Origin of the sequence: Kocuria sp. SM24M-10 (genome assembly GCF_001027955.1) — a bacterium.
Classification (GTDB): Bacteria; Actinomycetota; Actinomycetes; order Actinomycetales; family Micrococcaceae; genus Kocuria; species Kocuria oceani.
The window spans coordinates 1-17,329 of sequence record NZ_LDNX01000033.1 but is presented as its reverse complement, the minus strand read 5'-3'; the positions used below and the strand labels follow the sequence as shown (position 1 = coordinate 17,329).

Below are 17,329 nucleotides of genomic sequence, written 5' to 3'. Positions count from 1 at the left end.
AGGGAGCAGTGCCGTGGGGTTTCCCCGCTCCAGACGTCGTCCCGATGTGAGCGGGAGCGCGGTTCCGTCGGAACCGCGCTCCCGCTCACATACGTGGGGTCAGCGCACCCGGATGTAGACGGGGCCCGAGCCGACGTGGACGGTCTGGATGACCGTCTGGTAGCCGTTCCAGCCGCCGTGTACGGCCTTGCCGCCGCCGATGTACACGGCGATGTGGGCGAAGCCCATGCCGCCGTTGGCGTAGTAGACCAGGTCACCGGGCTGGGCCTGGGCGGCGGAGACCCGGTGGCCGAGATTCAGGTAGGAGACCGGCCACCCGTGGTGGTTGATCCCGGCCGCACGCAGGGACTTGGTGACCAGGGAGGTGCAGTCCTGACCCACACCGAGCTGGTTCTTGGCCGCGGCGGCGATGGTCGCGGCCTTGCCGGACTGGGACTGGATGCTGAGGAGCTGCTGGGGGGCTGCGGCCGGGGCGGCCTGGGCCGGGGCCACGCTGCCGAGCGCCATGGCGCCGGCGGCGACCGCCATGGTCGCCGTGCGCCCCAGGGGGAACGAGCGCTGGGCGCGGTGGCGGGGCGTGCGGGAGTGGAAGATGGGCATGAGTGATGTCCTCCCTCTTGCCTGCGAGGTGAGCTGTCGGATGCGGGTGGGAGACACCCGGTCGCAGGGTGGAGGCCCTGGCGACTTAACCCCTAGGTCCCGGGGGAGGGACCGTTTCTGGTTCCCCCGCTTCTGCCGAGCGATGTGTTCAGGGGGCCCCGGGCACCGGCAGAATTCGGCGATGTGCACGGGGGTGCCGATAAGTGGGGGAATCGGCACGGAGAGAACACTAATCGAAAAGTAACGAGAAAGTCTCGTTTTCATCACGGGCGTGTCTCGGAATCTGCTGCAATCCGGCCGTGAGCCTTCGCGTTCGCGCGAAGCTGCTTGGGGAGGGGCGCCGACGGGGATCCTCTGGTAGGCGCATCTCAAGACAAAAGTGGGCTTGACCTGGGGCTCTGTTCCACTCGTGTCCGCCGGCGAGTCCGCCTCTGCCCTGGGGCGGGGCGTCCGGGGGTGACACGCGCGTTATGGCGCGAGAAACCGCGGGGAATGCTTCACGGAGCATTAGGCGGCCGACGTGAGCGGCTCCTTGGCAGGGGCGGAAAGGGCGACATCTTTGTGGGTCACAAGGTTCAAACAAGAATTCGCTAAAAGAAATTATGGCGCTTGTCATGACCGCCGGTGTGGGTCGGTTCTCTTCGCGGACCCTTCCGGCGTGCCTGCCCTACATCCCGCCCTCGTCGACCACGGCGGCGTCGAGCAGGTCGTCCAGGACCCGGTCGAGCCGGGCCACGAGGGAAAGGTGCCCCTCGTGCTCCAGCAGGTGCGCCCGGGCGCCCGGCACATGCGCGGCGAGCCACTCCCCATGGGCCACAGGGACGGCGCGGTCCTCCCGGCCGTGCCAGATCCGTGCCGGCACGCCGATCTCCTCCACGACGAAGCCCCACGGGCGGTCCACCGCCAGGTCGTCGTCGCGCCAGCCCACAATGCCCTGCCGCAGGGAGTGCTCGGCCGCGCCCATGACGTAGTCGGCGAAGTCCCCGGTCAGCACCGCCCGGTCCACCGGCGGGAGCGTGGCGCGCAGCAGCTCGAAGACGTCGCCATCCGGCGCCGAGGCGGCCGCGGTCATGGCCTGCACCTGTTCCTCGAGGTAGGCCTCGAGTACCCGGCGACCCTGCCGGGCGGCGGTGAACTCGGCCGCGCTGTCCTCGTCCATCCCGGCGACCGGGTCCAGTCCCTCGGCGCGCGGCGGGGCGTAGCCGGCCAGCGAGGCGACCGCGCGGCAGCGGCCGGGCAGCAGCGCGCCGCACGCCAGGGCGCGCGGGCCGCCACTGGACCAGCCCAGGGCGAGGAACTGCTCCGCACCCAGCTCGTCCAGGACGCACCGGGTGTCGGCCACGGCGCCGGCCACCGTGCCGGGGGCCGTCTCTTCTGGGAGCGGGTCCGAGGTGCCGTAGCCGGGGCGCGAGACGGTGAGCACTTGCAGCCCGCGCTCCGTAGCCGCGCGCTCGAGCGGCCCGAACGGGACCGCGGCGCCAGGCGCGCCGTGGTGGAAGACCACCGGCAGGCCGCCGGGCGGGCCGATGAGCCGGAACTCCAGGCGGCGTCCGTCCGGTGCGGTGACGCTGCGGTTGCCCTGGTCCTGCGTGTGCGCGCTCATGCCCTCCCCCTCTCCGGTGTCTGTTGTTGTGCTGCTGTGGCGCCTGGTGGCCTTCACGTTAGGGCTCGCCAGTGCCCGGGACCAGGGCGACAGCGATGTGTGACTGGCCCCGAGAAGCGGCGGCACGTCGTCACGCTCGGGGTGGAAGCTTCACAGTCTCGGCACGCACGCCCCGGCGCCGAGCTTGGCGAGGCCGGCGCGGTCACCGGGCGCGAAGTCGGTCAGCCCCTTGTTGTCGCCGTACATCAGCTGCCCGGGATCGTCGACATGGTCCAGGCCGAGCACGTGCGCCAGCTCGTGCATGATCACCGCGCGCACCTGCTCCGGCCGCTCCATCATCGCGGTCAGGGAAGGGGCGTCGAGGACCACTTGTCCGGTCACGTAGACGAAGGGACCCTCGTCGACATTCCGTACCGTGCTGCCGCCCAAGCCGGCCACGTTCCCGGCCAGATCGGGGTGCTCACCGGCGTCGGACCAGGCGATGAGGATTGGCGCCCACTGGCGGCCGTAGCGGTCGGGTTGGTACGGCTCACGCCGACTCGAGGGCGCTTCCGTCGTGGTTCCGGCGTCGACGAACTGCAGGCCCGTGGCCGCCGAGACCGCTCCGACGGCCTCCTCGATCAGCTGCTCACCGCCCGGAGGAGCGTTGTCCGGGCGCACGACCACACGAACCGGTCGGCACGGGTCGTACGCGACCATCTCCTGCTCAGGATCCGGCGACTCCATGAAGCGGTACCCGCCGATGTCCGCCACAACCGGTGGAACGCCGATCGGATTGCGGGAAGCCTCGACCCCGGGTGGCGGCGCCGAGGCGTTCGGCAGATAGGGGCGGATCACCGGCAGGGCGTACTGATTGAAGAGGTCCGGGCTGACCCACAGCGCCGCCAGCAGCACTATCCCGATCGCGGGGGACGCCCGCCAGGCACGGTTGCGTCGCTTCACATCCTTCGACCAACGCCTGGCGGACTGCCGGGCGATACGGGTAGCGCGCCTCTGCGTCCGGCGGCGTTGACGGGAACTCATCCCCGCCTGCCGCTGGTGTTCCTGCGCCTCCTCCAGGACCCACTGCGGAATGCGTCCGCTCGGCGACCTCCTGACGTGCGCGGACACGTCGATGTCCCCGTCATGACGGACCGACGAACCTCGGCGCGGCGTGATGCCACCGGACTTGTGCATGTTTCCTGACTTCCGTGTCCGACCGATGCGGCGGTGGGTGTTGTCGCGGTGCCGACACGCAGTGAGCCGCCGCACACAGTGATCGCGATCGCAAACAGAGCGAAATACTATCCGGTAATGGAGACTCGACAATCCAAGGAGGGACCCGTGGGGAAGCAACGGTCGACGCCGAAACGGGCACCGGAGCCTGCCTCCCAGCGACCGGTGGGTCGCTCGACATCGGCACCGCTGCCTCAACGGGCAGGGGCACCGAAATCCGCTGCCCTCACTCCGGCCGGCCCCACGGCGGATCCGCTCGCGCCGGGCATGGTCGTCCCGTCGACGCGGAATCATCCGCAGGCTCCTCAGCGATCGGCGCCAGCCATGGCCGCTCCTCGGGCGAAGACGGTCGTACGGCCGCCGGACGGCCATGAATTCGTCTACACGGTCCGTTGCGTCCACTGCGGAGCGCACCAGGAGATGTCCTCGCTCGAGCAGACCTATCCCAGCCACCTGCGGCGGGGACGGGGGAAGATCCTCTGCCCGTGGAGCAACACACGCCTCAGCGCTCGGCAGATGCAGGATGCGTCCCGGCGCATTGTGAAGAAGCCCGTGGCACCCGCCAGCACGGTCACCATCCCACGCACTCCTCGGAAGCCGGACCGCTCGGCGAGCAAGTCGACGGCCAAGGCACCGTCGCAAAAGGCGAAGACACCGCAGACTCCGCCACGGCGTCGCGGACGGGTGGTCTCCTCGACGCGCTCGACGAAGAATTCCTCCGCCACCGACCGTGGCGCCGCGGCGTGGGAAAGACGCCGCGAGCGCAGGTACTTCACCTCCGAGTACGGCGATATCGGTGACGACCGCTTCCGCGAGCGGGGCGAACTCAACGCGGACTCGGTCAGTGTGTCCGCCCGGCTGGGACCGTCCCAGGGAACGGGCCGTCGTCGCTGATCAGCCTCAGAGATCAGGCCCCGAAAAGGGCGGCGGTCCGTGTCTCATCGCCTGTCTGCTCGCGGGGCTCGCCCCGGGCCCGGTCGGCCGGCGAAGGCCTGGACGATGTCGAGCCAGGCGTCGGCGTCGGGTCCTTCCGCGACGAGGCTCCCGTCCTGGCGGTGCCGCCGCCGGGTGGCGAGCAGGGCGAAGTCCAGGGCGGGGCCGTGGACGCGTTGAGCTGCCTCGGCCGGTCCCCAGGTCCAGGTCTTGTCCTCGTGGGTGAGCTCGACGCGGAACGGCTCGGCCGGCGGGTCCAGCCGGCGCTGCTTGAAGGCGTAGTCGCGGGTGGCCACGCCCAGGTGGGCGACGTGCCGCAGCCGGTGCGAGGCGACCGGGGGAACCCCGAGGGCGTCGCGGACGTCCTGGCCGTGGGCGAAGGTCTCCATGATCCGGGCGCTGGCCATCATGGGCGCCCCCATGGGCGGGCCGATCCACGGGATGCGCTCGCCTTCCGGCACGGCGGCGAGCCGCTCGAGCACACGGCGCCGGCTGTCCTGCCAGGACGCCAGGATCTCGGCCGGGGGCCGCGCGGCTCCCTCCTGGGCGCCGCGGTCGACGACGTCGGTCTCCGCCGCGAACCGCTCCCGCAACTGCGCGAAGACCTCCGGCTCCTCGAGGGCAGTGAGCACGGTCCGCTCCGTCCAGGTGAGGTGGGCGATCTGGTGGCGGATCGTCCAGCCCTCCGCCGGGGTGGGGAGGTCCCAGTCCTCCGCGGACAGCGGCCGCAGCAGCTCTTCGAGCAGGTCTCCCTCCTGGCGCAGGTCGGCCAGCAGGGCGGAGAGGTTGGGACGGGTCATCGGCTCATCACGGTGCACGGCACAAGGGTCTTGTTGGCCGCAATGAATGATTCCACCGCGCTGTTTCGGCACAAAGCCGCCTGCCGCCTCGCCCTCATGAGAGCAGTATGCATTCATGCGCAGACAGCCGAAGATTCACTTTTCTCTTGCCTCTGGACTTCTTCGGGTAGCGCGTCCGCAGCCATACAGAATGTTTCTCAAAGGATGGAATGCGAGACGTCTCGTGCGATAAATTTGCTCCCGCATGATTCCGCGGATCCAGGTGTCTCGTATCCTTGTGCTTTATCTCTGCCTCTAGAATTAGCTACTCAAGGTAGGTTGCGAGACAGACGAGGTGAACGTGGGGAAGCTGATCGGGTATGCACGCGTGTCAACGCGTCAACAAGACGTAGACCGTCAAGTGCATGACCTCCTGGCCGCCGGCGTGCGGCGCGATGACGTCTACGTCGACCATGGAGTGTCTGGAGGCCGTGCATCACGTCCGCAGTTCGACAAGGCGGTGGCCGCTCTCGAGGAGGGTGACACGCTGGTGATCACCACGCTGGATCGCCTGGGCTGGTCGACGCAGAACATGCTGGCCTTCGCCGAAGCGCTGCGGGGCCGGAGCGCCGGGCTGCGGGTGCTGAACCTCGGCGGGGTAGACGTAGACACCGCCACCCCGATGGGGTCCATGGTCTTCACGGTGATGGCGGCCCTGGCTCAGATGGAACTGGAGATCAAGCGCGAACGGATCACCGACTCAGTGGCCAAGCGCCGGGCCGCGGGCAAGGACCTGGGCGGTCGGCGGCAGACCTTCACGAATTCTCAGATCCGCAGTGCGCTGCGGCTGATCGAGTCGGGGGAGCCGGCCATCCAGGTGGCGCGGGATCTGGGGATGTCCCGGGCCACGCTCTACCGACGCATCCGAGAGCTGCCCACGCTGAGCATCTAAATTATCGGTGGGTCTACATCGGACGCGATCGGTGAGATCAGGCGAGGACGACCACGACGTAGAGGCCCAGGCAGCCGAGCACGACCGCGGCCGCAGCGAGACAGAGCACGCCGCGGACGTCGGCGGCGACGCGTTCGGCGGTGATTCCCGAAGAGCTGCGGGCGTAGCGGACCCGCTGGGACAGGCAGACCGCCGTGCCGGTGAGGACGGCGACGGCGAAGAGTGTCAGGACGAACGTCCCGTGGTGAGAGACCCAGCGCAGGCAGACGGCGGCGGCGGTGATCAGCGCCAGCACGGTGCGTCCCCAGGCCAGGACGGTCCGTTCGGGCTGCAGACCGGGGTCGTCGTGCGCCGACCGCGGTGCCCGTGTGTCCGGGGACTGTGGGGAGGAGCTGGTCATCGAGGGGGCCCGTTCAGGTCTGCAGGACGAACACGACCAGGGCCCCGGAGGTGATGGCCCCGCCGATGCCCAGCAGGGGCGCGATCAGCGGCAGCGGCAGGGGCGCTCGGCGTCGCAGGCTGCGCTCCACCCCCACCCAGCGCCAGGCGGCGCCGGCGCTGATGAGCACTCCGAGCAGTAGCAGGACCACCGCCAGGGAGGTGCGAATCGGTTCGGGGAAGAGGTCCTCCGTGAACGCCTCGACCGCGATACCGCCGGCCAGGAACGCCAGAGAGGTGCGGATCCAGGCCAAGAATGTGCGTTCGTTGGCCAGGGTGAAGCGCGGATCCGGTTCCGTCCCGCCGCCCAGCACGCGCGCCGAGAAGCGGGGGCGCTCTGCCATGGACTCATCCATGCGATGCATCCCCGGTTCGTGCTGGATGCGACGTTCGCGCCCGGGGGACCAGCGGAAGGCGCATCAGCTTGTCCGGGCCAGCGGCGTCAGGCGCAGGGGCATGCGGGCGAAGCCGCGCAGCACGTTGTGGACCCAGGGGGACGGCTCGCCGGTGAGTTCGATTCGGTCCACCCGCTTGGCTAGCGCCTGCAGGACAAGCTCGATCTCGATCCGGGCGATGGGTTGGCCCACGCACTGGTGCAGGCCCATACCGAAGGCCACGTGGCCGGAGGCGCTGCGGTCGAGCTCGAAGACGTCGGCGTTCTCGCCCCATTTGCGGGGGTCCCGGTTGGCCGCGCCCATGAACAGCAGGATCTTCGCGTCCGCGGGGATCCGAACGCCTCCTATCTCGGTATCGATCGTGGATGTGCGGTGGAACATCTGGAACGGGGACTCGACGCGCAGGGCCTCGTCGACGGCGAACTTGGCCAGCTTGGGATTGGCCCTGAGCTTCTCCCACTGCTCGGGGTGGCGGGCGAGGCTGTAGAGGGTGTTGCCGATGCCGAACACCGTGGTGTCGACTCCTGCGGAGAGCAGGGCGCGCACCAGCAGGGTGGCCTGCTCCGGGGCGATGCGCCCTTCCTCTGCGACCCTCCAGATGTCGGCGCCCAGGCCGGTGATCGACAGGTTCTCGCGGGCGCAGCTGTCCATGATCCATGCGGCGACCTTTTCGCCTTCGGTGAAGGCCTCTGCCCGGATCTCGTTGTCCGCGCCGAAGGCGTTGAACACCATGGCGCCGTAGGGGAGCAGGTTCTCCCGGCCCTCTGGGCGGAGGCCGACCGCGTCCGGGAACACCTTTAGGGGGTAGGGCTCGGCGATGTCCTTGATGCCGTCGATGTCGCCCCGGGCCACCACCTGGTCGGCCAGTTCTTCCGCGAAAGGGGCGAACTGCTCCCGGAGCCGGCGCATGGTGGACGGGGAGATGACCCCGGCCAGGCCCCGGCGCATCACGGTGTGCGTGGGCGGGTCCGACTCTAGGATCGAGGGCGGACGCCACTCGGCCTCCTTGCGAATGTCCTTCGGGCCGAGACCGCCACTGGAGCAGTAGGACTCGAAGTCGGTGAGGATCTCATAGACCCACTCGTAGCGGGTCACGGCGTAGCAGCCATACTTCTCCAGCCACACCACGGGCCCGACATCCCGGAGCTTCTCGTGCAACGAGTAGGGGTTCGAGATGTTCTCGACGGAGAACGGATCGTCGGGCAGGGACACGGCCTCGGCGCGCGCAGCGGTGACGGTCATGGTGGCTCCTGTTGTCGGTCGGTGGGTCAGAGGTCCAAGGTGAGCTTGGGGCACCCGGCGGCGGCGCGGGAGACGCAGATCATCATGGCGTCGCCCGAGTGCTTCTCCTCCTCGTTGAGGATGGCGTCCCGGTGGTCGACCTCCCCTGCCACCACGCGGGTTTCGCAGGTGCCGCACACCCCGGCGCGGCAGGAGGAGAGCACCCGGACCCCGTGCTCCTCCACCACATCCAGGATCGTGCGGTCCGGGGGCACAGTGACGGTTTTGCCCGTGTCGGTCAGCTCCACCTCGAAAGGCTCGGCGCTGGCCCCGGCATCGAGGTCGGCCGCGACGAAGCGCTCCAAGTGCAGAGCTCCCGGGGGCCAGCCCATGCAGTAATCCTCGATCACACGCAGCAGCGGGTCGGGACCGCACGCGTAGACGAGCATCTTCGCCCGGGGGAGCGCCAGCAGACTTTCCAGGTCGATGCGGCCGACCTCGTCCTCCGGGTAGAGCAAGACGCGGTCCCCGTACCGGTGCACGAGCTCGTCGGCGAAGGCCATCGACGCCCGGCTGCGTCCGCCGTAGGCCAGGCGCCACTCGCGGCCGGCGGCCTCTGCGGCCTCGATCATCGGCAGGATCGGCGTGATGCCGATGCCCCCGGCCACGAAGAGGTACTTGCGGGAGTCGAGGAAGGGGAAGTTGTTGCGGGGGCCGTTGATGTGGACGGTGTCACCCTCGGCCAGGTCCTCGTGCACGTAGGCGGAACCGCCACGGGAGTCCCGGGTGCGCAGCACCGACACTTGGATCTGGCTGCGGTCGGCCAGCGGCGAGCACAGGGAGTACTGGCGCATGTGGTGGGGCAGGATTAGGTCGATGTGCGAGCCGGGTTCCCACTGCGGGAAGTCGGAGCCGTTGGGCAAGCGCAGAGTCACTCGGCGAACGCCCTCGGCCACGGTCTCGAGCTTCTCGACGAGGACCTCTTCGACCTCGTGCCGGTAGCCGTTGGTTGGTTGACCGCCGACGACGGGGGCGGGAACGCTGTTCACAGTGGTCATGGTCCCTCCTCTCAAGCGGTCACGGACAGCGAAGTGGCTACCGCGCGGTGCGCGCTCAGGCCGCCGTCGACGCAGACGTCAGTGCCGTTGATCCAGGCGGCCTCCGAACTAACCAGGAAACGAATGGTGTGTGCGATGTCGTCCGGCTGCCCGGCACGGCCCAGGAGTGCGACTGCGCCCTCGACCTTGTCGCGGCCGTGGTCCGTTTTGAAGTCTTCCAAGATGGGTGTCTGGACCGGGCCGGGACTGACCGAGACGACGCGCGCCCTCCCGAGAGAGGAGGCGGCGGTCTCCAGGCTCAGCCAGCGGACGCACTCCTTGGAGAACCGGTAGGAGTTGCCGGTGATCTCGGGATCCGCACTGGCCAGGTCGAGGGCCGCCTCCCGGTTTTCGGTGGAGGTGAAAGCAATGATTTGTTCGCGGCGCTCGGTCCAGCCGCTGGCCACGTTGGAGGCCAGGTTGACGACCACGCCGCCCCGAACGAGTTTGGGCAGCAGAACTCGGGTCAGATCGCGAACGCCGAAGACGTTGACGGACAGGACCAGGCGCCAGGGGGCGGTGCCGGGAACGCCGGCGATGTTGAGCAGCCCGTTGATCCCCTTCGGGACCCGATCTGCGACCGCGACGACACCCTCGGCCGTAGAAAGGTCTGCCTGGACGAAGGTCCCTGGGAAGTCGGCGGCCGTGTTGCGGTCCACGCCGATCACTTCGGCACCGGCCTCGTGCAGAAGAGCTGCAGTAGCAGCCCCGATACCGGAGGCGGCACCGGTGACAGCGTATGTCTGTCCGACGAGGGTCATGGACGTGGTCCTTCCAGAAAGGTGGCCCCACACGCTCGAAGGGTCTTTCGCGTGCGGTTCGGCTGGTTCCACTCCACTATGTGGCGTGGCGCACGCTGATTCATCTCTACTTTTCACTGGGTGGAAGATGGCGTGTGTCTGGTCACAGGGGAGTTCGATGCTGGAGGCAGGGAAGTCCGTCCACCGGTCGGTGGGCACTTCCAGAACACGATCGAGGAGGAGTTCCGGTGCCTGCCACCTACGAAGTCATCGACCCGGCCACGCTGGACCCTGTGGGTGAGGTGCCTCTGCACCGGCCTGAAGACGTCGAGCGGGCGATTGCCGCCGCGGCCACGGTCACCCGCCCTTGGGCCGCAGACCGTGAGGCCCGTCGGACAGCGCTGCGCCATGCCGCCGAGGCGGTATTGGCTGAGGCCGAGGACCTCGGCAGGATCCTGTCGTTGGAGCAGGGCAAGGTTTGGGCTGAGGCCACTCAGGAGTTCAAGGTCGCAGCTGGGTTGTTGCGCCATTACGCCAACCTCGAGTGGGATCTGGTCGAGACGCTGCCCGTCCGTGGCGAGCGTTCCGTGCAGGTCCAGTACGCTCCCGTAGGGTTGGTCGGCGCCATCACACCCTGGAACTTCCCGATCTCCCTGCTGGCGGTGAAGCTGGCACCGGCCCTGGTGGCCGGATGCACCGTCATCGCCAAACCCTCCCCGTCCACCCCGATGTCCACCCGGGCGCTGGCCGAGGTACTCAACCGGTTCCTGCCCCAGAACGTGCTGCAAGTCGTCACCGGCCGCGGTGTGCTTTCTAGGGCGCTGTCCGAAATGCCGGGGGTGCGGAAGATCTCCTTCACCGGGTCCACGGAGATTGGGGCCGCGATCATGGCCCAGGCTGCACCGACCGTGAAAAAGGTGACATTGGAACTGGGCGGCAACGATCCGGCGATCGTGCTGGAGGATGCGGACCTCGAGTTCACCGCTGCCCGGATTGCCGGCTCCGCCTTCCGCAACGCCGGTCAGGTGTGCATGGCGGTCAAGCGGGTCTACGTCCCGCGCGCCCAGTCAGCGGCCTTCACGGAGGCCTTGGTGGAGGCTGTATCCCGGCTACGGGTCGGCCACGGCGTGGCCGAAGGCACCACCATGGGGCCCATGCACACGAGCGGGCAGCAACAACTGGTGAAGGATTATGTGGCACGTGCGGTGGCTGAGGGTGGACGCATCGCCCACGGTGGGGACCACGGCACGGACCTGCCGGGGTACTTCTTGGAGCCGACCGTCGTGGCTGACGCCCCCCACCACACGGATCTGGTGGCGTGCGAGCAGTTCGGTGCGGCGCTGCCGGTGGTGGCCTACGACGACTTGGACGCCACCGTGGACGAGCTCAACGCCCAGGAGTTCGGTCTGGGCGCCTCGGTGTGGTCCCCGGATCTGGAACGCGCCCACGCAGTGGCCTCGCGGCTGGAGGTCGGCACGGCATGGATCAACCAGCACACCGTCGTGGAGCTGGACGCGCCCTTCGGCGGGTGGAAGGGCTCCGGACTCGGACGGGAGCGCGGCCGGTGGGGACTGGAGGAGTACTTGGAACCTCGCACCGTCAACGCCCACCCGCACGCCGGCTGACGGCGCCGGCACGTCCGGCACAGGGGCCCCGCACCGTTCTCGGTGCGGGGCCCCTGTGCCGGTCACGACCGATCAGGTCTCGATGCCCAGCCGCAGACGCTGCTTCTGCTGGTTGACGAACGCCAGGGCGAGTACGCCGAAGGTTGCGAGCAGGACGGCGGTGACCTGGAAAGCCAACCGGTACCCGTCTCCTGGGGTGGCGGCTCCACCGATCAGGAAACCGCCGACGGCCGGGGCGAACACGCCGCCGGTGGTGAGCACGGCGTTGGCCACGTTGAGGTGCCCACCGCGCTGGGAGATCGTGGTCAGCTCGCCCACGACCAGGTAGGTGATGGCGAACATGGCCGGGGCGGTGCCGAACCCGATGCTCATGAGCGCCACCCCAAGCACCGGGGAGGCGACGAAAGTGGAGGCCAGCAGGGCGGTACCGGCCCCGGCCCCGGCCAGACCCAGGGTCCACCCGCGCGACCGGCGGCTGGGCACACCCCGCTGGTCCAGCCGCTGGATCAGGATGCTCAAACCGATCGTCGCGATGACGCCCCACGCGGCCGGCAGGGCGATGAGGGAACCGGCCTGCTGGCCGCTGAAGCCTATGACGTTCTGGAAGTACGCCGGTCCCCAGGACATGGCCAGGGTAAAGGTCCAGTAGGCGAAGAACGAGGCCATGACGGCGAAGATCCAGGTCGGGTTCAGGATGCTGCGGAAGAAAGGGACCTTCTCTTCGCTGACCCGGGACGCCCCAGGGGCGGAGACGGCGATCTCCGTGCCCTCGATCTCGCGCTCGGCCGCCAGGGAAGTGTACGGTCCTTCCTTGCCGAGGATCATCCACGCCGCGCACCACACCACGCCCACCACGGCGAGAGCCACAAACGCGGTGCGCCACCCGTGCTGGGCGATGACCCAGGCGAGCACCGGGGCGAACGCCACGATGCCCAGCGTCACTCCGGAGGAGGCCACCGCCGCAGGGGTCGCCCCCTTCTTGGAGGGGAACCACTTGTAGACGGCATGCATGAGCACCGGAGCGAGGGGGCCCTCACCGGCCCCCAGGGCCAGCCGGGACACCCACAGCGCCGGCAGGGTGGCGAAGGCCACGACCGGCATCACCGACAGTGACCAGACCAGGCACAGCACCAGCAGGATGCTCTTCGCCCGAAACTTGTTGGCCAGCGGGGCCGCCACCAGCTGGGCCAGCCCGAAGGTGAGGAACATGGCGCTGGCGACCAGGCCGAACTGCTCCGGAGTGATGTTCAGTTCTTCCATCAGCGGCACGGCTGCCAGGCCCAGCACCGCCTTGTCGGCCCAGCTGAGCATCATGAGGAACAGCAGCAGGCCGGTCAGCATCCACGCGTAGCGGGAACGCTTCTTGCTGCTCCAGTAGCGCGGGTCCTTAGGGTCGATACCCGGCCCCGGCGGGGCGTGCTGAGCGGACTGCGGTACGGCAGTGGTGGTCATGGCGGTGATCTCCCGTCGTGCACCCGCAGGGAGTGCGGGCCGTGGTGAAGTGTCTCAGCGAATCTAGGAGCCTGTGAACTGGAGCACATAGGACGTTTTCCAGCCAGTGAAAATCACGCGTTCTCCCGACCGGGAGGCTCGGGCAGAGTGAAATCACTTCACCTGCCTGTGCAGGCCGCGTCCGATCGGAAGGCCCTCCCATGACTGACCGCGTTGCCCTCGACGCCCCCCTCGACCAGGCCCGTGGGTTGCACGTGGTCACGCTCGGAACGGCCGCCGGCCCCGCAATCCGCTCCGAGTGCCCTGGCATTGCGACCGCCATCGTCGTGGACGGCCGGTTCTACCTGGTGGACTTCGGCCTAGGAGTCACCCGGGCCGCCCATGCAGTGGGCCTGCGCGGGGAGAACCTGAAGGCATGCTTCGTAACCCACCTGCATTCCGACCACGTGGCTGAGATCCCCGCATACCTGCTCTGGAACTGGGGTCGGCCGGTACAGGGCTTCATTGAACCGGTGCAGATCCTCGGCCCCGGCCCGGCAGACACTCGAACCGGAGCGATCGGGATCGCAGGTCTGGTGAAGCACGTGCTGCAGGCCTACTCCTACGACATCGACGTGCGTATCGTCGATGAGGGGCGTCCGCCGCTGTACGACCTTGTCCGGGTCGAGGAGATCGAGTTGCCGGCCTCCGCGGCCGGGGCCGACGGGGAACACACCCCGCAGATGGATCCGTTCGTGGTCTACGAGGATGAGTTCGTGCGGGTGAGTGCCATCCTCGTGGAGCACCCGCCGATCTTCCCGGCCTTCGGTTTCCGCTTCGACACCGCCTATGGGTCGGCAGTAGTCTCCGGGGACACGACGGAGAGCCTGAACATCTCCACGCTGGCCAGTGGTGCGGATCTGCTGGTCCACGAAGCCGTCAATCTCGAGTTCTACCGAGCCCGGGACTTCGGGCCGGAGTTCCTCAACCACCAGGAAATCTCGCACACCACCCCTGCCGGGGTCGGGCGAGTCGCCACTCGGGCCGGGGCAGCCAAGGTCGTGTTGTCCCATCTGGCCGGTGTCGCCACCGATGCTGAGTGGACGGCAGGAGTCGCGACCGAGTACGCCGGGCCCGTCAGCGTGGCGCGTCCAGGTGAGGTCCACACCGTGGTGCCTGCCGAAGTCCCCGCCGTCAGTTCGGCCTGATGCTGAGGGCGGGACGTCAGGCGGGAGCTCCCAGCGAACGAGTGATCGCCGCAGACGCCACCTGCAGTGCCGGAACGATGCGCTGAGCGTCCTTGATCTTCGCCAGCGTGACAATGCCCAGAGCGGCGATCACGCCACCTTCCACGTCCCGGATCGGCACCGCGAGTCCGTGCGCGCCGGGGGAGTGCTCCCCGTCCGTCGTGGCGTATCCCCGTGCACGCACCGAGGCCATCTCCTGCTCCAACTGCGGGACGTCCACGATGCTGTGTGAGGTCTCTCGCACGAGTGCCTGGGTGCAGGTCTCCCACAGCTCGGCGGACCCGTAGGCCAGCAGCACTTTCCCTCCGGCGCTGGTGTGCAACGGCAGCTTGTCCCCGGGGCGGGCGATCGGGGCGCCGACATGAGTGCCCGCGATCCGATCCAGCAGCAACGCCTCAGTCCCGTCCAGCACGAAGAGATTGACGATCTGACGCGTGGCGAAGAGAACATCCTGCATATAAGGAGCCGCCACCTGGCGGAGCCCTCGTTGAATCGGGGCGAGCATTCCCAGCTTGGCCAGCCGAGGACCCACCGTGTACGTGCCGTCCGGCTGACGGCTCACCGCTCCCCACCCGGACAGTTCTTTGAGGAGCCGGTGACAGGTGGCCACCGGAATTCCGCTGCGCCGGGATATCTGGGACAGGCTTTGCCTGGTGTGGGTGGGGTCGAAGGATCCCAGGACGTCCAGAACCCGAGACGTGACGGAACGCCCGGGGGTGGTCGCGTTGCCGGCCATGGTTTCCTCTTCCACTGGATGGAAAAGTCAACTTACTTCACTGCGGCTCCTGATCACAATGAGCCGTATGGACCTGCAGACCGTCACCGACGCCGTGGCCGCCGTGGCAGTCCCGCTCTTTGCAGTCACCAGCATGGTCGCCGTGGGCCTCGGGCACACGGTCCGGCAGTTCCTCACACCTCTCAGAAATGTTCGCCTGGTGGTGGCAGGGCTGGCGGCCAATTTCGTGATCGCCCCGGTCGTGGCCTTTGCCGTCGTCACTGTCTTCAACATCCCGCAGGAGGCCCGCACCGGGCTGATGGTTCTGGCATGTGCCGCGGGGGCGCCTTTCGTGCTCAAGCTCTCCAAGCTGGCGCGTGCGGACATGGCTGTGTCTTCATCATTGTTGGCGGTCATGCTGCTGGCCACCATCGGATACATGCCTGTAGCGCTGCCGGTGCTGCTCCCCGGAGTGAAGGTCGCCCCAGGAGCCATAGCGTCTGTGCTGCTGCTAACCATGTTGCTCCCTCTGGTCGGGGCGATACTGCTGCGCCAATTCATCCCGATGGTTGCGGGCCTGGCCCAGGCACCTGTCGGGCGATTGAGCCTCGTAGCCATGGTCGTGATGCTGGCCAACCAGTTCCTCGCCGACCACCGCGAGCTGGCCGGGCTGGTCGGCACCGGAACCATCGCGGCGATTCTGGCTTTCATCGGCCTAAACTTCGGCCTCGGATGGATCGTGGGAGCTGGACAGGCAGATCACAGAGCCGTACTAGGTATCTCGGCATCCCAACGGAACATGGGCGCTGCCACCGTGGTGGTGATCGCCAACTTCGAGGACTCCTTGGCCGTACCGACGGTGGTGCTGGCCGGCTTCCTCGCCCTGGTTGTGCTCATCCCCGTGGCCAGATGGCTCGGTCGCGATCCTAACGCGCAGATCGGCAAAGCACTCCCCGCTCCATGAGGGACCAGTTCCCGCCTGGCACAGGCGGGAACGTCGCCACCTCTCAGGGAAAATCAGCACCGGCCTTGGAGCTGGCTCACTCGCAGGTTTACATATGGCCCGGTTAGCGGCCATCAAGTCAGCTCAGATGTCACCGATCGTGCGACAGTTCCCGCCGTGGGGCGGAGGGGGTCGGTTGTTGAGCTCTTGACATGCCTGCTTGTGGCGCAGAACACTGGTTTAATCCAACGCCGTTGGATAAATCTTATGTCTCGTGCGCTGCAGGAGGTCTTGTGTGCCCTGAGAATCCATCACCCGCCGTTGAGAACTCCGCGCGGCGGTACACGCCCGCCGCGGAGCTGACCGACGCGGGCATGTCCCCGGTTGTGGCCGCCGAGTTGGAACGCCGCATCGAACTGGTCGCGGCCGAGGAAGCAGAGCGGGACCCTTCGCGGCAGCCGATGTCCACGGCGGAGCTGGCCCAGTACGTGTTCGTTGCGGTGGGCTGTTGCGTCATCGGATTGGTGGTGATGTTCCTGTGAGCACCACACCGACGTCGACCGGTGAGTCCGCCCAGGACGAACTGAGCCGGGAATCCGTGTACGGCACGTTCCCCTTGTTGCGAGGAGAACGCACCTGGGGTGGGTGGGACTTCACCTGGGTGAACACCGCCCTGGCGATCGCCACATGGGCGTTCTTGGTGGGCGGGTCCACGGCCTTGTTGGTCGGTTTCCAGCGGGGGGTGGCCGCGATGGTGATCGGTAACGCCATCGGGTTGTGCTTCATGGTGCTGGCATCTGTGGTCGCCTCTCAGCGTTACGGCAGCGAGCAGTACACCATGTTGCGCGGTGCCTTCGGGGTGGTGGGCGTGGGCATTCTCGTGTTCACCGTGATCGTGGTGACCGAAATGGGCTGGTCCTCACTGCTGGCGATCATGGCCGGGCGAGCGGCCTCTCAGGTCACCTCAACATTCATCGGCACCGACCTGGACCAGTACGGCCCTGCCGTGGTGGTCGGTTCGTTGCTGGCAATCCTGTTGGCCTGGTTCATCCTCTCTCGCGGCCCTGTGACCATTGGGAAGTTCAACAAGTGGATTGCCCCGGGGCTGGCGGTGATCACCGTGATCATGTTCGTCTTCCTGGTGGTCAATACCTCCTGGGGCGGGCTCCTGGACGCATCCCCGATCGCCCCGTTCGAGGACGAATCGCTGAACTTCATGGTGGCGGTCGAGTTCAACGTCGGTGTGGGCGTGTCCTGGTATCCGGTGATGGGATCACTGGCCCGCATGACGGCGTCCCGCAAGGCAGCGTTGTGGCCGGCCTTCGGCCCTGTGCGTCAGGATGGGGTGAGACACCAGCACTGCTGACCTTCGCACTGCACGGGGCGAGAACGGAC

At 67.9% G+C, this 17,329-nt stretch carries 18 protein-coding genes and 1 riboswitch; of the genes, 7 read left to right on the top strand and 11 right to left on the bottom strand.

Features of this window, described 5'->3' with window-relative positions:
• Positions 1–99: 99 nt before the first annotated feature.
• From ABL57_RS22840 to ABL57_RS03925, 3 genes are all read right to left on the bottom strand, one after another.
• Entirely contained in the window at positions 100–600 is a 501-nt protein-coding gene (locus tag ABL57_RS22840) for an NlpC/P60 family protein (protein WP_053004723.1), read from the bottom strand.
• A 5-nt stretch (positions 601–605) separates the two neighbouring features.
• Positions 606–791: riboswitch (cyclic di-AMP (ydaO/yuaA leader) on the bottom strand.
• A gap of 476 nt (positions 792–1,267) precedes the next feature.
• A complete protein-coding gene (locus ABL57_RS03930; protein WP_047802148.1) occupies positions 1,268–2,203 on the bottom strand; it encodes an alpha/beta fold hydrolase in 936 nt (311 codons plus the stop codon).
• Positions 2,204–2,353: 150 nt separating this feature from the next.
• The gene (locus ABL57_RS03925; protein WP_238985965.1) at positions 2,354–3,379 is read right to left on the bottom strand and encodes a matrixin family metalloprotease; all 1,026 of its coding nucleotides are present in this window, start codon (positions 3,377–3,379) and stop codon (positions 2,354–2,356) included.
• A gap of 459 nt (positions 3,380–3,838) precedes the next feature.
• Between ABL57_RS03925 and ABL57_RS21640 the strand changes: the two genes are divergently transcribed.
• Positions 3,839–4,312, top strand: coding sequence for a hypothetical protein (locus ABL57_RS21640; protein ID WP_152683271.1), 474 nt, complete (start codon positions 3,839–3,841; stop codon positions 4,310–4,312).
• A 44-nt stretch (positions 4,313–4,356) separates the two neighbouring features.
• Here ABL57_RS21640 and ABL57_RS03915 read toward each other — a convergent pair whose 3' ends face one another.
• Positions 4,357–5,151 (bottom strand): TIGR03084 family metal-binding protein, encoded by a 795-nt coding sequence (locus ABL57_RS03915; protein WP_047802146.1) that lies wholly within the window; start codon positions 5,149–5,151, stop codon positions 4,357–4,359.
• A gap of 340 nt (positions 5,152–5,491) precedes the next feature.
• Here ABL57_RS03915 and ABL57_RS03910 point away from each other — a divergent pair, with 340 nt between their 5' ends.
• Entirely contained in the window at positions 5,492–6,082 is a 591-nt protein-coding gene (locus ABL57_RS03910) for a recombinase family protein (protein ID WP_047802145.1), read from the top strand.
• Positions 6,083–6,119: 37 nt separating this feature from the next.
• Here ABL57_RS03910 and ABL57_RS03905 read toward each other — a convergent pair whose 3' ends face one another.
• The 5 genes from ABL57_RS03905 to ABL57_RS03885 all read right to left on the bottom strand — a co-directional run bounded on the left by ABL57_RS03905 (position 6,120) and on the right by ABL57_RS03885 (position 9,994).
• Positions 6,120–6,482 carry a DUF202 domain-containing protein gene (locus ABL57_RS03905; protein ID WP_047802144.1) on the bottom strand — a complete coding sequence of 121 codons (363 nt, stop codon included), beginning with the start codon at positions 6,480–6,482 and terminating at the stop codon, positions 6,120–6,122.
• Between the two features lie 13 nt (positions 6,483–6,495).
• Complete coding sequence (locus ABL57_RS03900; protein ID WP_152683270.1) at positions 6,496–6,864, bottom strand: YidH family protein; 369 nt, start codon at positions 6,862–6,864, stop codon at positions 6,496–6,498.
• Between the two features lie 75 nt (positions 6,865–6,939).
• Positions 6,940–8,157 carry a cytochrome P450 gene (locus tag ABL57_RS03895; RefSeq protein ID WP_047802142.1) on the bottom strand — a complete coding sequence of 406 codons (1,218 nt, stop codon included), beginning with the start codon at positions 8,155–8,157 and terminating at the stop codon, positions 6,940–6,942.
• Between the two features lie 26 nt (positions 8,158–8,183).
• Complete coding sequence (locus ABL57_RS03890) at positions 8,184–9,194, bottom strand: PDR/VanB family oxidoreductase (RefSeq protein WP_082157205.1); 1,011 nt, start codon at positions 9,192–9,194, stop codon at positions 8,184–8,186.
• Positions 9,195–9,205: 11 nt separating this feature from the next.
• A complete protein-coding gene (locus ABL57_RS03885) occupies positions 9,206–9,994 on the bottom strand; it encodes an SDR family oxidoreductase (protein ID WP_047802141.1) in 789 nt (262 codons plus the stop codon).
• Positions 9,995–10,221: 227 nt separating this feature from the next.
• Here ABL57_RS03885 and ABL57_RS03880 point away from each other — a divergent pair, with 227 nt between their 5' ends.
• Entirely contained in the window at positions 10,222–11,598 is a 1,377-nt protein-coding gene (locus ABL57_RS03880; protein WP_047802140.1) for an aldehyde dehydrogenase family protein, read from the top strand.
• Between the two features lie 72 nt (positions 11,599–11,670).
• Here the strand turns inward: ABL57_RS03880 and ABL57_RS03875 are convergent, their stop codons facing one another.
• Complete coding sequence (locus ABL57_RS03875; protein ID WP_238985964.1) at positions 11,671–13,050, bottom strand: MFS transporter; 1,380 nt, start codon at positions 13,048–13,050, stop codon at positions 11,671–11,673.
• Between the two features lie 200 nt (positions 13,051–13,250).
• Between ABL57_RS03875 and ABL57_RS03870 the strand changes: the two genes are divergently transcribed.
• Positions 13,251–14,237 (top strand): MBL fold metallo-hydrolase, encoded by a 987-nt coding sequence (locus ABL57_RS03870; RefSeq protein WP_047802138.1) that lies wholly within the window; start codon positions 13,251–13,253, stop codon positions 14,235–14,237.
• 16 nt (positions 14,238–14,253) lie between these two features.
• On the opposite strand, the gene ABL57_RS03865 is transcribed toward ABL57_RS03870, so the two are convergent.
• Entirely contained in the window at positions 14,254–15,012 is a 759-nt protein-coding gene (locus ABL57_RS03865) for an IclR family transcriptional regulator (RefSeq protein WP_047802149.1), read from the bottom strand.
• Positions 15,013–15,079: 67 nt separating this feature from the next.
• On the opposite strand from ABL57_RS03865, the gene ABL57_RS03860 reads away from it, so the two are divergent.
• From ABL57_RS03860 to ABL57_RS03850, 3 genes are all read left to right on the top strand, one after another.
• A complete protein-coding gene (locus tag ABL57_RS03860; protein WP_047802137.1) occupies positions 15,080–15,955 on the top strand; it encodes a bile acid:sodium symporter family protein in 876 nt (291 codons plus the stop codon).
• Between the two features lie 272 nt (positions 15,956–16,227).
• A complete protein-coding gene (locus ABL57_RS03855; protein WP_047802136.1) occupies positions 16,228–16,476 on the top strand; it encodes a hypothetical protein in 249 nt (82 codons plus the stop codon).
• Positions 16,473–17,300 carry a hypothetical protein gene (locus ABL57_RS03850; RefSeq protein ID WP_053004721.1) on the top strand — a complete coding sequence of 276 codons (828 nt, stop codon included), beginning with the start codon at positions 16,473–16,475 and terminating at the stop codon, positions 17,298–17,300. The genes ABL57_RS03855 and ABL57_RS03850 overlap by 4 nt, the downstream gene beginning before the upstream one ends.
• Positions 17,301–17,329: the final 29 nt, after the last annotated feature.